General features: G+C 68.1%; 16 protein-coding genes and 1 pseudogene. 6 read left to right on the forward strand and 11 right to left on the reverse strand.

What is annotated here, in order from left to right:
* Positions 1-128, forward strand: a pseudogene (locus U5N23_RS31620) (ribosomal RNA small subunit methyltransferase I); the annotation flags it as partial.
* Between the two features lie 14 nt (positions 129-142).
* The gene (locus U5N23_RS31625; protein ID WP_322596632.1) at positions 143-1,327 is read left to right on the forward strand and encodes a hypothetical protein; all 1,185 of its coding nucleotides are present in this window, start codon (positions 143-145) and stop codon (positions 1,325-1,327) included.
* Here the strand turns inward: U5N23_RS31625 and U5N23_RS31630 are convergent, their stop codons facing one another.
* The 4 genes from U5N23_RS31630 to U5N23_RS31645 all read right to left on the reverse strand — a co-directional run bounded on the left by U5N23_RS31630 (position 1,328) and on the right by U5N23_RS31645 (position 4,714).
* Positions 1,328-2,368, reverse strand: coding sequence for a S49 family peptidase (locus U5N23_RS31630; RefSeq protein WP_322596633.1), 1,041 nt, complete (start codon positions 2,366-2,368; stop codon positions 1,328-1,330). It abuts the gene before it with no gap.
* Positions 2,369-2,609: 241 nt separating this feature from the next.
* Positions 2,610-2,987 (reverse strand): Rieske (2Fe-2S) protein, encoded by a 378-nt coding sequence (locus tag U5N23_RS31635; protein WP_322596634.1) that lies wholly within the window; start codon positions 2,985-2,987, stop codon positions 2,610-2,612.
* Between the two features lie 32 nt (positions 2,988-3,019).
* Positions 3,020-3,691, reverse strand: a complete 672-nt coding sequence (locus U5N23_RS31640) for an HAD-IIIA family hydrolase (RefSeq protein ID WP_322596635.1) — start codon at positions 3,689-3,691, stop codon at positions 3,020-3,022.
* A gap of 12 nt (positions 3,692-3,703) precedes the next feature.
* Complete coding sequence (locus tag U5N23_RS31645; RefSeq protein WP_322596636.1) at positions 3,704-4,714, reverse strand: RluA family pseudouridine synthase; 1,011 nt, start codon at positions 4,712-4,714, stop codon at positions 3,704-3,706.
* 585 nt (positions 4,715-5,299) lie between these two features.
* On the opposite strand from U5N23_RS31645, the gene U5N23_RS31650 reads away from it, so the two are divergent.
* The 4 genes from U5N23_RS31650 to queF all read left to right on the forward strand — a co-directional run bounded on the left by U5N23_RS31650 (position 5,300) and on the right by queF (position 11,238).
* On the forward strand, positions 5,300-8,491 hold the full coding sequence (locus U5N23_RS31650) for an Rne/Rng family ribonuclease (protein WP_322596637.1): 3,192 nt from the start codon (positions 5,300-5,302) through the stop codon (positions 8,489-8,491).
* Positions 8,492-8,642: 151 nt separating this feature from the next.
* Entirely contained in the window at positions 8,643-9,422 is a 780-nt protein-coding gene (gene yaaA / locus U5N23_RS31655; protein ID WP_322596638.1) for a peroxide stress protein YaaA, read from the forward strand.
* 8 nt (positions 9,423-9,430) lie between these two features.
* Positions 9,431-10,327 carry a 2OG-Fe(II) oxygenase gene (locus U5N23_RS31660; protein ID WP_322596639.1) on the forward strand — a complete coding sequence of 299 codons (897 nt, stop codon included), beginning with the start codon at positions 9,431-9,433 and terminating at the stop codon, positions 10,325-10,327.
* Positions 10,328-10,386: 59 nt separating this feature from the next.
* Entirely contained in the window at positions 10,387-11,238 is an 852-nt protein-coding gene (gene queF / locus U5N23_RS31665) for an NADPH-dependent 7-cyano-7-deazaguanine reductase QueF (protein WP_322596640.1), read from the forward strand.
* 70 nt (positions 11,239-11,308) lie between these two features.
* Here queF and U5N23_RS31670 read toward each other — a convergent pair whose 3' ends face one another.
* From U5N23_RS31670 to U5N23_RS31700, 7 genes are all read right to left on the reverse strand, one after another.
* Positions 11,309-11,560 carry a hypothetical protein gene (locus U5N23_RS31670; protein WP_322596641.1) on the reverse strand — a complete coding sequence of 84 codons (252 nt, stop codon included), beginning with the start codon at positions 11,558-11,560 and terminating at the stop codon, positions 11,309-11,311.
* An 89-nt stretch (positions 11,561-11,649) separates the two neighbouring features.
* Positions 11,650-12,918 (reverse strand): DNA polymerase IV, encoded by a 1,269-nt coding sequence (locus U5N23_RS31675; protein ID WP_322596879.1) that lies wholly within the window; start codon positions 12,916-12,918, stop codon positions 11,650-11,652.
* Positions 12,919-12,982: 64 nt separating this feature from the next.
* A complete protein-coding gene (locus tag U5N23_RS31680) occupies positions 12,983-14,680 on the reverse strand; it encodes a thiamine pyrophosphate-binding protein (RefSeq protein ID WP_322596642.1) in 1,698 nt (565 codons plus the stop codon).
* A gap of 45 nt (positions 14,681-14,725) precedes the next feature.
* Positions 14,726-15,952, reverse strand: coding sequence for a pyridoxal phosphate-dependent aminotransferase (locus tag U5N23_RS31685; protein ID WP_322596643.1), 1,227 nt, complete (start codon positions 15,950-15,952; stop codon positions 14,726-14,728).
* The gene (locus U5N23_RS31690; RefSeq protein ID WP_416208705.1) at positions 15,949-16,848 is read right to left on the reverse strand and encodes an amino acid ABC transporter substrate-binding protein; all 900 of its coding nucleotides are present in this window, start codon (positions 16,846-16,848) and stop codon (positions 15,949-15,951) included. The genes U5N23_RS31685 and U5N23_RS31690 overlap by 4 nt, the downstream gene beginning before the upstream one ends.
* An 80-nt stretch (positions 16,849-16,928) precedes the next feature.
* Positions 16,929-18,104 (reverse strand): FAD-binding oxidoreductase, encoded by a 1,176-nt coding sequence (locus U5N23_RS31695; protein WP_322596644.1) that lies wholly within the window; start codon positions 18,102-18,104, stop codon positions 16,929-16,931.
* Between the two features lie 203 nt (positions 18,105-18,307).
* Positions 18,308-19,843 (reverse strand): aldehyde dehydrogenase family protein, encoded by a 1,536-nt coding sequence (locus U5N23_RS31700; protein ID WP_322596645.1) that lies wholly within the window; start codon positions 19,841-19,843, stop codon positions 18,308-18,310.
* Positions 19,844-19,951: the final 108 nt, after the last annotated feature.

Raw genomic sequence — 19,951 nt, forward strand, 5'->3', positions numbered from 1 at the left:
GCCTGGCACTGGCCAGCGGCCTGACGCTGCCCAGCGCCCAGATCCGCAGCCAACTCGTGCGCCAGTGGCGCGCCCAGCCTCTGGCCCCCAGCAACCGCACACCCATCGTGTTTGCCCTGGGCCGCTGAGCCCGCCCCGTGCCATGCGACACATCCCCGCCCTTCTGCTACTGACTCTGGGCACCTGTGCCACGGGCGCACACGCCATCATCCGCTGCGAATTCAACGGCAAGAGCGTCAACCCGTCCAACGGCGCCGAAACCGCGGGCCTGACAGGCTTGTTGCGATGCCGCGACGAAAACACCGGCCAGCTGCAACGCGAGCAGGAGCTCACGGACGGCAAGTACCTGGGCAAGGAACGCTTTTTCGACCGCGAAGGCAGGCTCACGCGCGAGCGCAGCGTGAACGAGCGCGGCAACAGCCAAGGCCGTGTGGCCGAGTTCTGGCCCAATGGCCAGCTCAAGCGCGAGGAATTCGCGGAGAACGGGAGCACGGTCGGGGCGGTGCGCCGCTTCGACGCGAATGGCCGACCCGAGCGCCTGTCCTTCCATGCCGCAGGACAGGAGCAGTTCGCCATCGAATACAACGCCGCTGGCCAGCCCACGCGCCTGCAATGCCCGCGCGCCAGCGTGCTGCCCGAGGACCGCAAGCCCTGCGGCTTCGAAGGCGCCGCAGACACCCCACTGTTCACCAGCGCGGGCGCCAAGGCCGGCCAGGTGCGCTACGACCAGGGCCGGCTGCTGCTGTCCACCGAATGGACAAGCGACGGCCTTGTGGCGCAGCAGATGCTCTACGAGGAAGGCCGGCGTGTGCACCGCAGCTTTTTCACCGAAGGCGGCAAGAGCGTGCTGCGCGAGGAGCGCATCTTTGCGCCCGATGAGCCACAGCGCTTGCTGCGCGACACGCGCGGGCCGCTGCTCAGCCTGCGCCGCTTCGGCAGCAGCGGCCCGTTGATCGAGCAGCGCGGGTACGCCCAAGGGCGCGAGGCGCTGCTGGAGCGCTGGTACCTCAACGGCTCGGTCCGAGAACGCTCGACGGTGACGGGCACCGGGGAGTCCACCCGCATCCAGCGCGAGCTGCGCGACGACGAAGGCCGGCTCACGCGCCGGGAGATGCTCACCGCCGAGCAGTTTCCCACCGGCGTGCAGCAGCAGTTCCACGCCAATGGCCGCATGGCCCAGGAAGACCGCTACACCGCGCCCAACGCCCGGGGGCGAACCCGGCTGGAGGCGCGCAAGCAATGGGACGAGTCCGGCAAGCTCGTGGCCGACGACACCATCCTCGAAGACGGATCGCGCCAGCGCAAGGCCGGCGCAATCGACTCCTGATCAGCGCAACTGCGGCCCGGCGGACATCATCGCCTTGGCGGCGCCGATGCCCATGGCCGCGCCAAAGCGCTTGGCCAGTCGCTCGGCCACGTTGTCGCGACGGGTGTAGTCGATGATTTCCTCGGCCTTGACCACCTCGCGCGCCACGAAGTCGAGGTTGCCCAGCTTGTCGGCCAGGCCCATCTCCACGGCCTGCTGACCGGTCCAGAACAGGCCGCTGAAGGTTTCGGGCGTGACCTTGAGCCGATCGCCGCGGCCGGCCTTCACCACGCCGATGAACTGCTGGTGGATCTGGTCGAGCATGGCCTGCGCATACTCGCGCTGCTTTTCGGTCTGCGGGCTGAAGGGATCGAGAAACCCCTTGTTCTCGCCGGCCGTGAGCAGGCGGCGCTCCACGCCGAGCTTTTCCATGATGCCGGTGAAGCCGAAGCCATCCATCAGCACGCCGATGCTGCCCACGATGCTGGCCTTGTCCACGAAGATCTCGTCGGCCGCCGCAGCGATGTAGTAGGCGGCAGACGCACAGGTCTCCTCGACCACGGCATACACCGGCTTGTTGTACTTGGCCTTCAGGCGCACGATCTCGTCGTTGATGATGCCGGCCTGCACCGGGCTGCCGCCCGGCGAGTTGATCAGCAGCACCACGGCCTGCGAGCCCTCGTCCTCGAAGGCACTGCGCATGGCGGCCACCACGAACTCGGCACTGGCCTCGGCGCCCGAGGCGATCTCGCCCTTGATGTCCACCACCGCCGTGTGCGGTGTGCTCTTGCTCGCGCCGGTGGAGGCCTGGCGCATGGCACCAAAGACCAGGGCCGCAACCAGCAGCAGCCAGGCAAAGCGAAAGAAAATCTTCCAGCGGCGGGCCGAGCGCTGCTCGCTCAAGGCCGCAAAGGCCAGCTTCTCCAGCGTCGCGCGCTCCCAGCCGGGCTCCTGCGCGGCCGCACGGGCAGCGGACGGTGTGGCCGACTGCGACCACAGGTCCTGCGATGGGGGGAAGTTCTTGTCGGAACCCGGGGTTCCGGGCTGTTGGGGATCGGTCATTTCAGGCCTTTTGAGACACCGTGCAACCCATGGCGGGCATGGATGCGGGAAAACAGGGCGCGCCCGCTCGGTTCATCCAGGAGGCTGTCGGACTTGGAAATCGTCGGCTGCAAATCGGCCGCAGCGGTCCATTTTTCACCGTCTTTTTGCCCCATAGCCTGGCTATGGGGCTGCAAATCCGGAAAAAACTGTCCTCGCTGAGGCCGATTTTCGCTTTCGACGCTCCAAGTCCGACAGCCTCCTAGAACTCGACGGGCTGCAGGTTGTACGCAGTATGCCAGTGCACCACACCACCGGACTCCGACAGGGCTATCTTCACCAGGCCGCCCCGGCAAGGCCCGCCGGCGCACTGGCCGGTGTCGGGCAGGTAGGCCGCGCCATGCGTGGCGCACAGCAGCCAGTTGCCGGAATCGTCGAAAAAGCGGTCGGGCTGGTAGTCCATCTCCATCGCCACATGCGTGCAGCGGTTGAGATAGGCATGCGGCAAGCCGCGGTAGCGGATGGCAAAGGCCCGGCAGGTCTGGCCCGCATAGCGCACATCAAACGGCACCGCCAGCCCGCCGTCCGCCAGGTCGGCGCTGTTGCACAGGACGATGGGGGTGGATTCGGCAGGGGTCATGGCAGGACAGCAGCGGCGCGGGGGCGTACAGGTCAGCCGTTGGCCAGCAGCCAGTCGTGCAGTTCGCGCACGGAATGCGCCACCACCAGCGGCTGCAGCACATGGAAGGCATCGGGCTCATGGGCACCATAGCTCACGCCCACGCTGGCACAGCCGGCGTTTTTCGCCATCTGCAGGTCGTGCGTGGTGTCGCCGATCATGAGCACGCGCTCGGGCAGCACGTCGAACTCGGCCATCAGCTCCTGCAGCATCAGCGGGTGGGGCTTGCCGGCCGTCTGGTCGGCGGTGCGCGAACCGTCGAACACGCCCTTGAGGTCCTTGGAGTGCAGCACATCGTCCAGGCCGCGCCGGCTCTTGCCGGTGGCCACCGTGAGCAGGTGCCCGGCGTCGCGCAGATCGGCCAGCATCGGCAGCACGCCCTCGAAGAGGCTCAGATCGTCCTGGTGCTGCACATAGTGAAAACGGTAGCGATTGCCCAGCTCGGGGTACTTTTCGGGCGGCACATCGGGCGCCGCATGGGCCAGCGCCTGCATCAGGGCCATGCCGATCACGTACGAGGCAGCCTGGTCCGTGGGCACAGTGCCGCCCACGTCCTTCACGGCCGCCTGGATGCAGCGCACGATGATCTGGGTGGAATCGAACAGGGTGCCATCCCAGTCAAAGGCGATCAGGTCGAAACGGCGGGGGCGGGGCGTGGGACGCATGGGACGGGGCACTCAGGCAGAAGGGACAAAACCGGCCAGCTCGGGCGGCAGTTCGGCGTCGAGCGCCACGCGCTCGCCACCGGCCGGGTGGTTGAACTGTAACCTCCAGGCGTGCAGGAACATGCGCCGCATGCCCAGCTTCTGCAAGCGTTTGTTCAGCTCAAAATCGCCGTACTTGTCGTCCCCGACGATGGCATGCCCCTGGCTGGCCAGGTGCACGCGAATCTGGTGCGTGCGCCCGGTCTTGATGGTCACCTCCAGCAGCGTCATGGCCGGCAGGCCCTGTTCCTGGCGCGCCGGCACCACCCGGCGCACCTTGACCAGGGTGATGGAGCGCATGCCGTCGGGGTCGTCGGCCGTGGTCACGCGCACGCGGCGCTCGCCGTCGGCCTGCAGGTACTTGTGCAGCGGCAGGTCGATGACCTTGTTGCTGGCAGCCCACACCCCGGTGACCAGGGCCAGGTAGGTCTTGCCGGTTTCGCGCTCGCGGAACTGGTCCTGCAGGTGGGTGAGCGCCGAGCGCTTCTTGGCCACCAGCAAAATGCCCGAGGTGTCCCGGTCCAGCCGGTGCACCAGTTCCAGAAATCTTGCACCCGGCCGCGCCTGGCGCAGTTGCTCGATGACACCGAAGCTCACCCCGCTGCCACCATGCACCGCCACGCCCGCCGGCTTGTCGAGCGCGATCACGTGATCGTCTTCGAGCAGGATGGGGAATTCGCGCGCCGGTGCCGGGCGCTCGGCCTTCTCGGCCACCTTGTCGGAGATGCGCACCGGCGGCAGGCGCACCTGGTCGCCCGCCTCCACCCGGGTGTCGGCACTGGCGCGGCCCTTGTTGATGCGCACCTCGCCGCTGCGGATGATGCGGTAGACATGCGTCTTGGGCACACCCTTGAGATGCCGTATCAAAAAGTTATCGAGCCGCTGGCCCGCCGAGTCCTCGTCGACCTCGACGACGCGGGCGGCCGGCACGTTGGAAGCCGGGGCGGGGCCGGATGGCGGTTTGCCCCCTATAATGTGTTTCACCTGCGCGTTGCTGTGTAAGTGGTTGATTTGTCTGGAGTTTAGTCCACACGACCGCCACACGGGCGCAGGCAGGTCGATGCCAGCGGGTGTCGCCCACGCAGATTGCAGGCCAGATGCCTGCAATGGCCTGGGTGCCAGCCGGCGGGCTGACAGATTGAAACACTGATACGGAATCCCCCAAGCTGGCAGATGCGCCCCACCAGGGCAAGGTCTGCCAGCGGATCGAAGCGAGCATGTGGTTGTTGATGGCTTGGATTGTGACCTTGTGGCGGTGGCGCATGCCCCTGGCCATGCGCGCGCAATTGCCTGCAACAACCGTCCGGCCAGCGCAACCAGCCACCTTGTTCGTGGCAAAACTGCGCCTCTCCCACTCGCCCCCTTCCATGCGCCCCTGCCTTTCGCTGCCGCGCTAACGCGCGGCAGGCTTTCGGCATCCCCGGCAATTCCCTTCGTTTCGATGCGTCAGTCCAGGCATTCACAGCTCCTGTAGAGCTTGTTCAATGGTTTGGAACTGCGGGTGGCAGCCCGCGACGGCCCTGTCGGCCGCGCCGCTGCCCACCGCGAAACACAAGAAGGAAACGCATCATGAAGCGGATGCTCATCAACGCCACGCAGCCCGAAGAACGGCGCCTGGCCATCGTCGACGGACAAAAGCTCCTCGACTACGAGATCGAGATCGAGGGGCGCGAACAGCGCAAGGGCAATATCTACAAGGCCGTCGTCACGCGCGTCGAGCCCTCGCTGGAAGCCTGCTTCGTCGACTACGGCGAAGACCGCCACGGCTTCCTGCCGTTCAAGGAAATCTCGCGCAGCTATTTCGCCCCGGGCGTCTCGCCCAGCCAGGCGCGCATCAATGAAGTGATCCGCGAAGGCCAGGAGCTGCTGGTCCAGGTCGAAAAGGAAGAGCGCGGCAACAAGGGTGCAGCCCTGACCACCTTCGTCTCGCTGGCCGGCCGCTACGTGGTGCTGATGCCCAACAACCCCCGTGGCGGTGGCGTATCGCGCCGCATCGAGGGCGAGGACCGCGCGGAGCTCAAGGAGGCGATGGACCAGCTGGAGTACCCGAACGGCATGTCCATCATCGCGCGCACCGCCGGCATCGGCCGCACCGCGCCCGAGCTGCAGTGGGACCTGAACTACCTGCTCAAGCTGTGGAACGCCATCGACGGCGCCGCCAAGGGTGGCAAGGGTGCCTTCCTGATCTACCAGGAATCGAGCCTGGTGATCCGCGCGATCCGCGACTACTTCAACAACGACATCGGTGACATCCTCATCGATACCGACGACATCTACGAACAGGCGCAGCAGTTCATGGCGCACGTCATGCCCGAGCATGCCGCCCGCGTGAAGCGCTACCGCGACGACGCCGCCCTGTTCAGCCGCTTCCAGATCGAGCACCAGATCGAATCGGCCTACGCCCGCACCGTGCAACTGCCCTCGGGCGGCGCCATCGTCATCGACCACACCGAAGCGCTGGTCAGCGTGGACGTGAACTCGGCCCGCGCCATCAAGGGCGGCGACATCGAGGAAACCGCCACCCGCACCAACCTGGAAGCCGCCGACGAAGTGGCGCGCCAGATGCGCCTGCGCGACCTGGGCGGCCTGATCGTGATCGACTTCATCGACATGGAGGAGAGCAAGAACCGCCGCGAAGTGGAAAACCGCCTGCGCGACGCGCTGCGCCAGGACCGCGCCCGCGTGCAGTTCGGCACCATCAGCAAGTTCGGCCTCATGGAAATGAGCCGCCAGCGCTTGAAGCCCGCGCTGTCCGAAGGTTCGTCCATCCCCTGCCCACGCTGCGGCGGCTCGGGCCACATCCGCGACACCGAGTCCTCGGCGCTGCAGATCCTGCGCATCATCCAGGAAGAGTCGATGAAGGACAACACGGCCGCCGTGCACTGCCAGGTGCCGGTGGAAGTGGCCTCGTTCCTGCTCAACGAAAAGCGCACCGAAATCGCCAAGATCGAGCTCAAGCAGCGCGTGGCCGTGCTGATGGTTCCCAACAAGACGCTGGAAACCCCCAACTACCGCCTGGAACGCTTGAAGCACGACGACCCGCGCCTGGACCACATCGAAGCCAGCTACAAGCTCGCCGAGGAAGTGGAAGACCCCACAGCCGTGACGCGCCGCTCGCAGGAGCCCACCAACAAGCAGACCCCGGTGATCAAGGGCGTGCTGCCCGACGCACCGGCACCCCAGGTCGAGCCCCGCCCCGAAGGCGCGGCCCGCGCACCACGCGCCGGCCAGGGCCAGCGCCCTGCCGCCACGCCAGCTGCTGCAGCCCCCACGCCCACACCGGCACCCGCTGCGGCGCCTGCCGCGCCCCAGGAGCAAGGCATCCTGGCCTTCATCAAGGGTTTCTTCGGCTTCGGTGACAAGCCAGCAGCGCCTGCCCCAGTGGCCGCCCCAGCCCCGGTAGCCGCACCCGCAGCGGAAACCACCGCCCGCGAACCGCGCCGTGATGGCCGCGGCGAAGGCCGTGGCGGACGCCGCAGCAACCGCGATGCGCCCGGCCGCAGCGACGGCCCACGCGAAGGCGCAGGCCGTGACGGTGGCAACCGCGAAGGTGCCGCAGAAGGCCGTGGCCGCCGTGGCGAACGCCCGGCCGAAGGCCGTGCACCGCGCGACGCCGAAGGCCAGGGCAATCGTCCACCGCGCGAAGGCGGCGAACGCCGCCCCGAGGGCGAAGGCCGCGAGGGCCGTGAAGGACGCGGCGGCCGCAATGGCCGTGGTGGCCGCAACGACGGCGAAGGCCGCAACCAAGCCAACGGTAGCGCACTGAATGGCGAGCAGGCAGCGGCCGTCGCCGGTGCCCAGGTGGAAGGCCCGATCGGCAGTGACGCCGCCGCCGGCCAGCCCCCCCGTGGCGAACGCAGCGAGCGCGGCCCCCGCCGCGAACGCGGCGACGGCTCCGGCCGGCGTGAACGCGGCGAGCGCAGCGAACGCGCGCCCCGCAACGCCGAAGGCACGGAAGCCGCTGCCCCGGCAGGCGACTTTGCCGATACCTCGCCGCTGGCACTGCTGCCCGACCTGGACCTGACCGGCAATGAGTCGGCCAACACCGCTGCAGGCAGCGAAGAGCAGCGCCGCGAGCGCCGCTCGCGCGACCGCTATGGCCGTGACCGCCGCGAACGTGGCGAGCGCGGTCCACGCGACAACGCCGAGGCGGCAGCCGCACCTGCAGCGCCCCTGCTGGACTTCGATACCTCGTCAGTTCCGGCCCCAACGGCCGAGCCCCAGGACGAAGCGCCACGCCGCAGCTACTTCAACGCACCGGCACCCACCGCCGCGCAAGGCACGGCACCTGTGGCAGCCCCCGTCCAGGACAGCGCGCCAGCCCCCGTGGCTGTGGCTCCCGTGGCGCCTGCCCCGGCTGCCCCTGCCCCGGTGGTAGCGGCAGCTGCACCCGTCGTCGCAGCCCCCGCACCCGTGGCGCCCGCACCTGTGGCCCCGGCCCCTGTCGCCGCGGCGCCCGTGGCGGCGGCCCCGGCACCGGTCGCAGCCCCGGCCGCGGGCCTGCCGCTTGTGCAGGCCTTCACCCTGCCGCTCGGCGAGCTGCAGCAGGTCGCCGAGTCGTCGGGCCTGCAGTGGGTGAACTCCGATGCCGCAAAGATCGCCGCCGTGCAGGCCGCGATCGCGGCAGAGCCCAAGCCCATCCACGTGCCGCGCGAGCGTCCGCCCGTGGTGGTGGCCGACGAGGGCCCGCTGGTGCTGGTGGAAACCCGCCGCGACCTCTCGGCGATGAAACTCCCGTTCGAGCAGCCTCCAGCAGCTTGATGCGGTGAACAAGCAAGAAGGCGGCCTCGGCCGCCTTCTTGCTTTTGGGCCGTGCGTTTGCGCTGGCGCACGGCCGATACCGGTATCCTTGCAGCCACGACCCCGTGTCCCACGCTCCTTCTGTTCGACCCCGACGAGCCCCCACGCCACCATGCTGTTCCTGCTGTCTCCCGCCAAGTCGCTGGACTATGACACCCCGCTGCCGCCGGACCTGCCGCACACGCTGCCGCAGTTCATGCCCCAATCCACGGCCCTGATCCAGGTGCTGCGCGAAAAGTCGCACCAGGACATCGCCACGCTGATGTCGCTGAGCGACCCGCTCGCGGCCCTGAACATGGCGCGCTACCAGGCCTGGAAGCCGCGCTTCACTGCCAGCAACTCGCGCCAGGCCCTGCTGGCCTTCAACGGCGATGTCTATGAAGGCCTGGACGCACGCTCGCTGGGCAGCGAAGACCTGCAATGGGCGCAGGACCATGTGTGCATCCTGAGCGGCCTGTACGGCATGCTGCGCCCGCTGGACCGGATGCAGCCCTACCGCCTGGAGATGGGCACGCGCCTGGCCACCGATGCTGGCAGCAACCTCTACCACTTCTGGGGCAGCCGCATCGCGGAGCACCTGAACAAGCGCTTGCGGGCCGACACCACGCCCGTGGTGGTGAACCTGGCCTCCCAGGAGTATTTCAAGGTGGTGGACACCAAGGCCCTCAAGGCGCGCGTGCTCGAATGCGTGTTCGAGGACTGGAAGGGTGGCGCCTACAAGATCATCAGCTTTCACGCCAAGCGCGCACGCGGGCTGATGGCGCGCTACGCCGTGACCCACCGACTGGCGACCCCGCACGCCCTCCAGGGCTTTGACCTGGAAGGCTACACTTTTGCTCCCGCCGCCTCAGAGCCCGAGCGCCTGGTATTCCGGCGCAAGACCCACGTGTGAGATCTGCCATGGCATCGTCTTCCGAACAGTCGCCGTCCACCGCCACCACCACCGCAGCACGCCAGGCGATCACGCCCGAATTGCGCCGCTGGATCATCGAGCAGGCCGAGGCCGGCTTTGCCGCCCCCGTGGTGCTGCAGTCCATGCGCGATGCGGGCTGGAACGAGGACACAGCCGCCGAGGCGCTGGAAATCACGCTGCAGGACCACCTGAACGCACTGGCCGAGCAGCAGGGCCAGCCGCCCGCCGTGAAGGTGCCTGAGCCGCCCCTGGACGAATCTCCGGCCCAGATCGATGCCGGCGACCGCGCGGTGAACATCCTGCTGTCCATGGCCAAGCCGCGCATCGTGGTCTTCGGCAACCTGCTCTCGCCCGAAGAATGCGATGCCCTGATCGCGGCGGCCGAGCCACGCATGGCGCGCTCCCTCACGGTAGCCACCAAGACCGGCGGCGAAGAGGTCAACGACGACCGCACCAGCGACGGCATGTTCTTCCAGCGCGGCGAGAACCCGGTGGTGCAGCGCATCGAGGAGCGCATTGCCCGGCTGCTGGACTGGCCCATCGAGAACGGCGAGGGCCTGCAGGTGCTGCACTACCGCCCCGGCGCCGAGTACAAGCCGCACTACGACTACTTCGACCCGGGCGAGCCGGGTACGCCCACCATCTTGAAGCGCGGCGGGCAGCGCGTGGGCACGCTGGTGATGTACCTCAACACGCCCGAAAAGGGCGGCGGAACCACCTTCCCCGACGTGCATGTCGAAGTCGGCCCGCAGCGCGGCAATGCCGTGTTCTTCAGCTATGAACGTGCCCACCCCTCCACGCGCACGCTGCATGGCGGCGCACCGGTGATTGCCGGTGAGAAGTGGATCGCCACCAAGTGGCTGCGCGAGCGCGAATTCAAGTAAACAAAGGCCTGCCGCCAGCCCTGTGGCCCGCCGCAGGCACGGAACCAGGAGACTCCGCCATGAACGAAAACACCCCCGAACAATCCCAGTTGGGCAAGACCTCCGCCTATGTGGACCAGTACGATGCCTCGCTGCTGTTCCCCATCCCGCGCGCGGGCAAGCGCGCCGAGATCGGCGTCACCACCGCACCGCCCTTTTTCGGCGCCGACCTGTGGACAGCGTTCGAGCTGTCGTGGCTCAACCAGCGCGGCAAGCCGCAGGTGGCCCTGGCGCACATCACCATCCCCTGCGAAACGCCGAACATCGTCGAGAGCAAGTCCTTCAAGCTCTACCTCAACAGCTTCAACAACACGCGCTTTGCCGATGCCTCCGAGGTGCAGGCGCGCATCCGTGCCGATGTGAGCGAGGCCGTCTGGCGCGGTGCCGAACACCCGGCCACCGTGGGCGTGCGGCTGCTGCTGCCGGAGCTGTTTGACCAGGAACCCGTGCACGAGCTCGACGGCCTGAGCCTGGACCGCCTGGACGTGGAGTGCACGCACTACCAGCCCGCACCCGAACTGCTGCACGCCGTGCACGACGAGCCCGCCGTCACCGAGGTGCTCACCAGCAACCTGCTCAAGAGCAACTGCCTGGTGACCGGCCAGCCCGACTGGGGCAGCGTGCAGATCCGCTACACCGGTGCCCCCATCGACCAGGAAGGCCTGCTGCAGTACCTGGTGAGCTTTCGCAACCACAACGAATTCCACGAGCAGTGCGTGGAGCGCATCTTCATGGACCTGTGGACGCGCTGCAAGCCGCTCAAGCTCACGGTCTACGCGCGCTACACACGCCGCGGCGGCCTGGACATCAACCCGCTGCGCACCAGCCACCCGCAGGCCCTGCCAGGCAACGTGCGCACGGCACGGCAGTGAGAATCAGCCCACGATCTCGCGGGGGATCGTGAACAGGTTCCAAGGCCTGGGGGATTCAGGAGGGACCTATTTACTTGCCCAGCCAGTCGCATCGCAATCGGTGCAGGCGGTGCGCACGAGTGCGCCACGCCACATACAGGCTGGGCAACAGGGTTCCGGCCAAACACAGGGGCGCGGCCCAGGCATCGCCAAACACAAAGGCAGGCAGCCAGCCCATGAGCCAGAGCGTCAGGACCAGATCCCACAGGTGGTATTCCAGCGGATGCTCCACCCGGTGGTCCACATGCCACTGCTTGATGCGCTGGAGCTCGTTGAGCGTCATGACCATCTCCCGCCAGAGGAATGATCAATGCAAGTTTGACGTAAGATTTCGTCAAGCCCCCTGCACGACAGCAGACCTGTCGGCGGCCCTCAAAAAAGAGGGCGGGTATGCGGGTCGGCCTCGCGCACCCTGGGGGCGCGCGGCTCCGGCGGGCCGTCGGGCACCTCGCCCTCCCGCTCCAGCGTGCCCACGCGCACGCCCAGCAAACGCAGCTTCTGGTCCAGCGGCACGCGCTTGAGGCACTGGCCGGCCGTGCGGCGGATGGTGGCCGCGTCCTGGGTGTAGCGGTCCAGTGTCTGGTCGCGCGTGGCGATCCTGAAATCGTCGTAGCGCAGCTTGATGCCGATGGTCTTGCCGACATAGCCCTTGCGCTGCAGGTCGCCCGCCACGCGCTCGCACAGGTCGGTGAAGATGCGGCCCAGCTCGGCCTTGTCGCGCACGGCGTGCAGGTCGCGGTCGAAGGTCGTCTCGCGGCTCATGCTCACGGGCTCGCTCTCGGTCACCACGGGGCTGTCGTCGCGGCCCCAGGCCACGCGGTGCATCCAGGCGCCGCTCGACTTGCCGAAGCGCTCGATGAGCCACTGCGGCTCCTGCGCGGCCAGTTGGCCGATGGTCGTTATGCCCAGCGCCGCGAGCTTTTCGCCCGCCTTGGGGCCGATGCCATTGATCTTGCGCACGTTGAGCGGCCAGATCTTCGATTCAAGCTCGTTCTCGTAGACGATGGAGATGCCGTTGGGCTTGTTGAACTCGCTGGCCATCTTGGCCAAGAGCCGGTTGGGCGCCACGCCGATGGAGCAGGTCAGCCCCGTCACGTCGAAGATGCTTTTCTGGATCAGCCGCGCCAGCACCCGGCCGCCCTCGCGCTGGCCGCCGGGCACGTCGGTGAAGTCGATGTACACCTCGTCCACCCCCCGGTCCTGCATCACAGGGGCGATGTCGGTGATGGTGCTCTTGAACAGGCGCGAGAAGCGGCGCACCTCGTCGAAATCGACGGGCAGCACGATGGCCTGGGGACAGAGTTTGGCGGCCTTCATCATGCCCATGGCCGATCCCACGCCGAACTGCCGCGCCGCGTAGGTCGCGGTGGTGATGACGCCGCGGCCCACATAGTCCTTGAGCCGCGGGAAGTCGGCTACCGGGATGAAATGCGGCTCGCGCAGGCCCGTGCCGTCGGGCGTCTGGTGCAGCAGTTCGTCCACCTTGCGACGCCCGCCGCCGATCACCACGGCCAGGCCCTTGAGCTGCGGGTAGCGCAGCAGCTCCACGGAGGCGAAGAAGGCATCCATGTCCAGGTGCGCGATGCGGCGCAGGCGCGGGGCTGAAGGCTCGTCGGGAGGTGGGGAGGTCACGGCCTCCATTGTGCGCAAAAGCGCCGCCACCCTGCTGTCAGCCGCCCAGCTGTCTGCAGGGTGTGAGGGGCGGTTACTTCTTGGCGAGTGCTGCGGTGCGCAGGCCCTGCAGCGTGCCCGTGGGCGTGATCGCCTCGGGGTCGATCAGGCAGTGCAGCACGCTGGGCAGGCCGCTGGCGCGCGCACGGGCCAGGGCCGGGGCGAACTCCTCGGTGGTGGTCACGCGCTCACCATGGCCGCCGAAGGCCGCCGCATAGGCCTTGAAGTCGGGGTTCTTGAGCGCGGTGGCGCTCACGCGACCCGGGTACTCGCGCTCCTGGTGCATGCGGATGGTGCCGTACATGGCGTTGTCCAGCAGCACCACGATGATGGGCAGGCCGTACTGCACGGCGGTGGCGAACTCCTGGCCGTGCATCAGGAAGTCGCCGTCGCCGGCAAAGACCACCACCTCGCGCTGCGGCCACAGGCGCTTGCCGCCCACGCCGGCCGGCAGGCCGTAGCCCATGGAGCCGCTGGTGGGGGCCAACTGGCTGGCATAGGTGGTGAAGGGCCAGAAGCGGTGGATCCAGGTGGCGAAGTTGCCTGCGCCGTTGCAGAAGATGGTGTCGGCCGGCAGCACCTCCTTCAAGTGCTGCATCACCTGGCCCATCTGCAGTTCGCCGGGGATGCGGATGGGCGCGGTGTCGCTCCAGGCCAGGTACTCGGCATGGGCGGCTTCGGCATGGGCCTGCCATGGCACCGGTGCGGTGGGGCGCACCGCCACCAGAGCAGCCGTGAAGGCCTGGGGCGTGGCATGGATCGGCTGCGCGGGCCGGTACAGCTTGCCCAGTTCGTCCGCATCGGCGAGCACGTGCACGATGGGCTGCACGGGGTTGGGAATGGCGAACAGCTCATAGCCCTGCGACGGCACCTCGGACAGTCGCCCACCGACCACCAACACCAGGTCCGACGCGCGGATGCGCGCCAGCAGCTTCGGGTTCACGCCCAGGCCCAGGTCGCCGCCATAGCAGGCGTGCGTGGCAGGGAACAGCATCTGCCGGCGGAACGAGCAGTACACGGGCAGGGACCAGGCCTCTGCAAAGGCCGTGAATTCGCGCACGGCCTGCTCGGACCAGCGGCTGCCGCCCAGAATGGCCACGGGCTGCTGCGCATTGCGCAGGCGCTCGGCCAGCTCGGCCATCTGCGCGGCGCCGGGGTGGGTCTCGGCCGCCTGGTAGGGCAGCGCATCGGCCACCGCCGCTGCCTCGGTCAGCATGTCCTCGGGCAGGGCCACCACCACGGGGCCGGGCCGGCCCGAGGTGGCGACGTGGAAGGCGCGCGAAATCAGCTCGGGCACGCGCGCCGGGTCGTCGATCTGCACCACCCACTTGGCCATGGTGCCGAAGACGGCGCCGTAGTCCAGCTCCTGGAAGGCCTCGCGCCCGAGCGCACCGCGCGCCACCTGGCCCACGAACAGGATCATCGGCGTCGAATCCTGGTGCGCGATGTGCACGCCCGCCGAGGCATTGGTGGCACCCGGCCCGCGCGTGACGAAGCAGATGCCGGGCTGGCCCGTGAGCTTGCCCTGGGCCTCGGCCATCATGGCCGCGCCCCCTTCCTGGCGGCAGACGGTGACGGCGATGTCGGCGTCGTGCAGCGCGTCGAGCACCGCCAGGTAGCTTTCACCAGGCACGCAGAACAGCTGCTTGACGCCATGGGTGATGAGCTGCTGGACCAGGATCTGGCCGCCCGTGCGGCTGGCGGTATGGCTGGGGGAGGAAGGCGTGGTCATGTCAGGATTCCGGAACGAGAGAAACAAACAACAATCAAAAAATCGTCAGCGCAGCGCCTCGCACGCGCGGCGGATGCGCGCGCAGGCTTCCTGCAGGTCGGCCATGGACGCAGCGTACGAGATCCGGAAGTACGGCGCCAGTCCCAGCACGCTGCCAGGGACCACCGCCACGTGGAACTCGCGCAGCAGGTAGTCGCAAAAATCCGCATCGCTGCGCAGCATGGCACCGCCCGGCGTGGTGCGGCCCAGCACGCCTTCGCAGCTGGCAAAGGTGTAGAACGCCCCTTCGGGCACGCGGCAGCGCAGCCCGGGCGAAGCGTTGAGCGCGGCCACCACCAGGTCGCGCCGCGCCTGAAACTCGCGGCAGCGCTCGGCCACGATGTCCTGCGGGCCGGTGAGCGCCGCCACGGCCGCTGCCTGGCTGATGGACGATGCGCACGAGGTGGCCTGGCTCTGCACCACGGCCATGGCCGCAATCAGTGCGCGCGGGCCCGCACCGTAGCCGATGCGCCAGCCCGTCATGGCGTACGACTTGGAGACGCCGTTCACGGTGAGCGTGCGCTCGCGCAGTGCGGGCAGCACCGCCACCGGCGTGGCGAACGCATGGCCGCCGTACAGGATGTGTTCGTAGATGTCGTCCGCCAGCACCCAGACCTGCGGGTGGCGCAGCACCACCTCCAGGATGGGCTGCAGCTGCTCAGCGCTGTAGGCCGTGCCGCTGGGGTTGGAAGGGGAGTTGATGAACACCCAGCGCGTGCGCGGCGTGATGGCAGCGTCGAGCTGCCCGGCCGTGAGGCGAAAGCCGTTGGCCTCGCTGCACGGAACCACCACGGGCACGCCGCCCGCGATCAGCACCATGTCGGCGTACGAGGTCCAGTACGGCGCGGCCAGGATCACCTCGTCGCCAGGGTTCAGGCTGGCCATCAGCGCGTTGTAGATGACCTGCTTGGCACCCGCGCCCACCGTGATCTCGTTGGCTGCGAACTCCAGGCCGTTGTCACGGCGGAACTTGAGCGCGATGGCCGCCTTGAGTGCAGGCGTGCCGTCCAGCACCGTGTAGTGCGTGTCGCCCCGCGCCATGGCCTGCTGCGCGGCCTCCTGGATGTGGAGGGGCGTATCGAAGTCCGGCTCGCCCAGGCCCAGCACGATCACGGGCTGGCCCTGGCGCTTGAGCTCATTGGCGGCCTGGGTGATGCGCACGATGTCCGACACGCCGATGGCGCTGATGCGGTCGGCTGCACGAAAGGCCGTGGCGGGGATGGCAGCGTTCATTGCTGGTAGGACTCCAGGGGCTTGTCGTTGGGGGCGGCGAACAGCTGGCGCAGCGTGGTGCCCAGCGGCAGGTTCAGGGCCACGTTCTTGGGCGGGATGGGACTCATGAACCATTTGCTGTAGATCTTTTCCATCTCACCGCTCTGCATGAGTTTGGTGAGCACACCGTCGACGGCGGCCTTGAAGCTGGGGTCGTCCTTGCGGAACAGCAGCGCAATCGGCTCGGCGCCCAGCGGCTCGCCCACGATGCGGTAGGCCGAAGGGTCCTTGGCGTTGGCGATCATCCCGGCCAGCAGGTTGTCGTCGAGCACGAAGGCATCGGCGCGGCCGGATTCGAGCAGCAAAAAGCTTTCGTGGTGGTCCTTGCCCAGCACGGTCTTGACGGACGCACCGCCCAGGGCGCGCTCCTGCTTGCGCAGCAGTTGCACGGCCGTGGTGCCGGTGGATGCCGCAATGGTGCGGCCTGCGAGCTGGCTGACGGACTTGAGGTCCGAGTCCTTGCGCACCGCCATGCGCACCTCGCTCACATAGGTGGTCACCGCAAAGGCCACCTGCTGCTGGCGCGCGGTGTTGTTGGTGGTGGGGCCGCAGCCGATGTCGAGCGTGCCGTTCTGCACCAGCGGCAGTGTGTTCTGCGCCGTCACGGCCATGTACTCGAGCTTGGCGTCGGGCACGATCTCCTTGAGCACGCGCTCGCACAGCTCGACGTGGTAGCCCACGTACTTCTCGTTGGCGCCCAGCGCATAGGCCATCGGAGGCGAGGTCTCGCGCACCCCGAGCACGACCTTGCCGCTGGCCTTGATCTTCTCGAGTGTGGTCTGGGCACTGGCACCTGCGGCGCACAGCAGTGCGGCCAGGGCCACGGCCATCATCTTGCGGTTGGGGGAAAAAGCCATGTCGTTGTCTCCGGTGGTTGTTGTGGATGGCGTTGGGAAAGCGGTGGGGGCGCGCCGCACGAATGCGGCGTTGCTGCGATTCAGATGACGTTCTTTTCCAGCAGCGGCCGGTTCTCGGCGATGCGCGTGATGGACAGGGGCGACAGGTCCAGGCTCTGGTAGGCGCCCGTGAGCAGCAGCTCGGCCACGCCCCGCCCGACGGCAGGGCACTGCTGCAGGCCATGGCCCGAGAAGCCATTGGCGAACACCAGGTTGTCGCACGCAGGCGAGAGGCCCACGATGGCGTTGTGGTCGAAGGTATTCATCTCGTAGTAGCCGGCCCAGGCGCCCTGCATGCGCAGCGCCTCGAAGCCCGGGATGCGCTCGGCCAGCAGGGGCCAGACATGCTCCTCGAACGCGTGGTATTCGGGCTCCAGCGGGGCGAAGTCGGCGTCTTGGTCAGCGGGCGGTGCAAAGCCGGCAATGAAGCCCTGGCCCTCCGGCCGCAGCCAGATGCCGCTGGTGTCGATGAGCAGGGGGCAGCGCGGCAGTGGGGCCGGGCTGGACAGATGGAACACGGTGCGGCGCTTGCCCACCACGGGCAGGGCAATGCCGGCCCAGCCTCCAATGGCGGCAGCCCAGGGTCCACCGGCGTTCACGGCATGGCTGCAGGGCAGCGTGGTGCCGCTTTGCAACTGCACGGCGGTGACATGCTGCACGCCGTCGCTGGTGACCAGGTCAAAGCCCACGGCCTCGTCGGCCACATAGCGCACGCCCTGGCTCTGGGCCTTCTTGCGCAGCGCGGTCAGCAGCAGGTAGCCGTCGAACCAGCCCTCGCCCGACAGGCCGAGCGAGCCCAGCACCACGTTCTGCAGCGCCAGCCAGGGAAAGCGTGCAGCCAGCTCGTCCGGTGCGAGCAGCGCCACATCGGCACCATGGCGCCTTTGCAGCGCATGGTTGTCGCGCAGCGTGGCCTCACCAGCCGCAGTGGCCAGGTACAGGTAGCCGCCCTCGTGCAGGCCGACGTCGGGCACATCGCCGTTGCAGGCCAAAAGCGCGCCCACATTGCGCAGAAAGTCGATGCCGTAGGCCGAGATCAGGACGTTGATGTCGGTGGAGAACTGCTGGCGGATGGAGCTGGCCGACAGCGCCGAGGAGGCGCGTGCATAGGTCGGATCCCGCTCCACCACCACGACCTCGCAGCCCGGCTGCTGCAGCGTGAGGAAGTAGGCGATGGCACTGCCGATCACGCCGCCGCCGATGATCACGATGGGCATGCTGGTGGTGCTCCTGGGCATTGGCGTAGCGAACAGTGTGGTTAGAAGGTGTGAATGAATCCGGCGTGTCCGAGCAGGCCGCCACAACGCGTGCGATCTAGGCGCAAAGCACAGCCATAGCTCGGGCTATGGCGAGCATTTGCAACGACGAGCGCGCGTGTTTTGGTGGGATGAGCGGGCATGGCGGGTTCGTTCGCACCTTCTTAGACGTCGAACTTCACACCTTGCGCCAGCGGCAGCGCGGTGGAGTAGTTGACGGTGTTGGTGGCGCGGCGCATGTAGGCCTTCCAGCTGTCGGAGCCGGCTTCGCGGCCGCCGCCGGTTTCCTTCTCGCCGCCGAAGGCGCCACCGATCTCGGCACCGCTCGGGCCGATGTTGACGTTGGCGATGCCGCAGTCCGACCCGGCCGCCGACATGAACTGCTCGGCCTCGCGCACATTGAGCGTAAAGATCGAGGACGACAGCCCGGCGCCCACGGCGTTGTTCCAGGCGATGGCTTCATCGAGCGTGCTGTAGCGCACCACATAGAGGATGGGCGCGAAGGTCTCGTGCAGTGCCGGGCCTTCGTGCTTTGAAAGCTCGACCAGCGCGGGGCGCACATAGTACGCATCGCTGCCGGCCACGCCCTGCACGCGGTCGCCGCCATGCACTTTGGCACCCAGGGCGCGGGCTTCGTCCAGCGCCTTCTGCATGCCGTCGTAGGCGCCGCGGTCGATCAGCGGGCCGACCAGGGTGCCGGCGGCGCGCGGGTCGCCCACCTGCACGTTGCCGTACACCTTGGTGAGTTGCGGAACCAGCGTGTCGTAGATGCTGTCGTGCACGAACAGGCGGCGCAGCGTGGTGCAGCGCTGGCCGGCCGTGCCCATGGCGGCGAAGGCGATACCGCGCAGCGCCAAGTCGAGGTCGGCCGATGGCGCGACGATGGCGGCGTTGTTGCCACCGAGCTCCAGGATGGCGCGCGCGAAACGGGCGGCCAGGCGCGGGCCGACCGCGCGGCCCATGGCGGTGGAGCCGGTGGCCGAGAGCACGGCCACGCGGGCATCGTCCACCAGCACCTCGCCGATGGCGCGCTGGCCGATCAGCAGCTCCAGCAGACCTTCGGGCGCATCGCCGAAGCGGGCCAGCGCGCGCTGGGCGATGGCATGCGTGGCCAGGGCGGTGAGGGGCGTCTTCTCGGACGGCTTCCAGACCACCGAGTCGCCGCAGACCAGGGCCAGGGCGGCGTTCCACGACCACACGGCCACGGGGAAGTTGAAGGCCGAGATCACGCCGCACACGCCCAGCGGGTGCCAGGTTTCCATCATGCGGTGGCCAGGGCGCTCGGTAGCGATGGTCAGGCCGTAGAGCTGGCGCGACAGGCCGACGGCGAAGTCGCAGATGTCGATCATCTCCTGCACCTCGCCCAGGCCTTCGGAGGGGATCTTGCCGGCCTCCAGCGTCACCAGCAGGCCCAGGTCGTCCTTGGCGGCGCGCAGTTCCTCGCCCAGCAGGCGCACGAGCTCGCCGCGGCGCGGGGCCGGCACGTTGCGCCAGGCCAGGAAGGCCGTCTGCGCGCGGGCGATGGCGGCGGTGGCGTCACCCGCCGAGACCTCGTGCACGGCACCAATGGCCTCGCCGGTGATCGGCGAGCGCACCGACAGGCCGCCACCGGTGTAGGCGGCGCGCGGCACGCCCAGGCGCTGCAGCAGGGCATCGACATCGGTCACGAGGGAGTGGGAGACAGCAGAGGGTGCGGACATGGCGGCATTCCAAAAATCAATGCGCCCAATATCGCCCAATCGCCGGGTGGCGGATAGCAAAAAATTGGAACAACTTGATTCGCAAATAGAATCAAGTCACTTCAACAT

Source organism: Acidovorax sp., assembly GCF_034519795.1.
GTDB lineage: Bacteria > Pseudomonadota > Gammaproteobacteria > Burkholderiales > Burkholderiaceae_C > Acidovorax.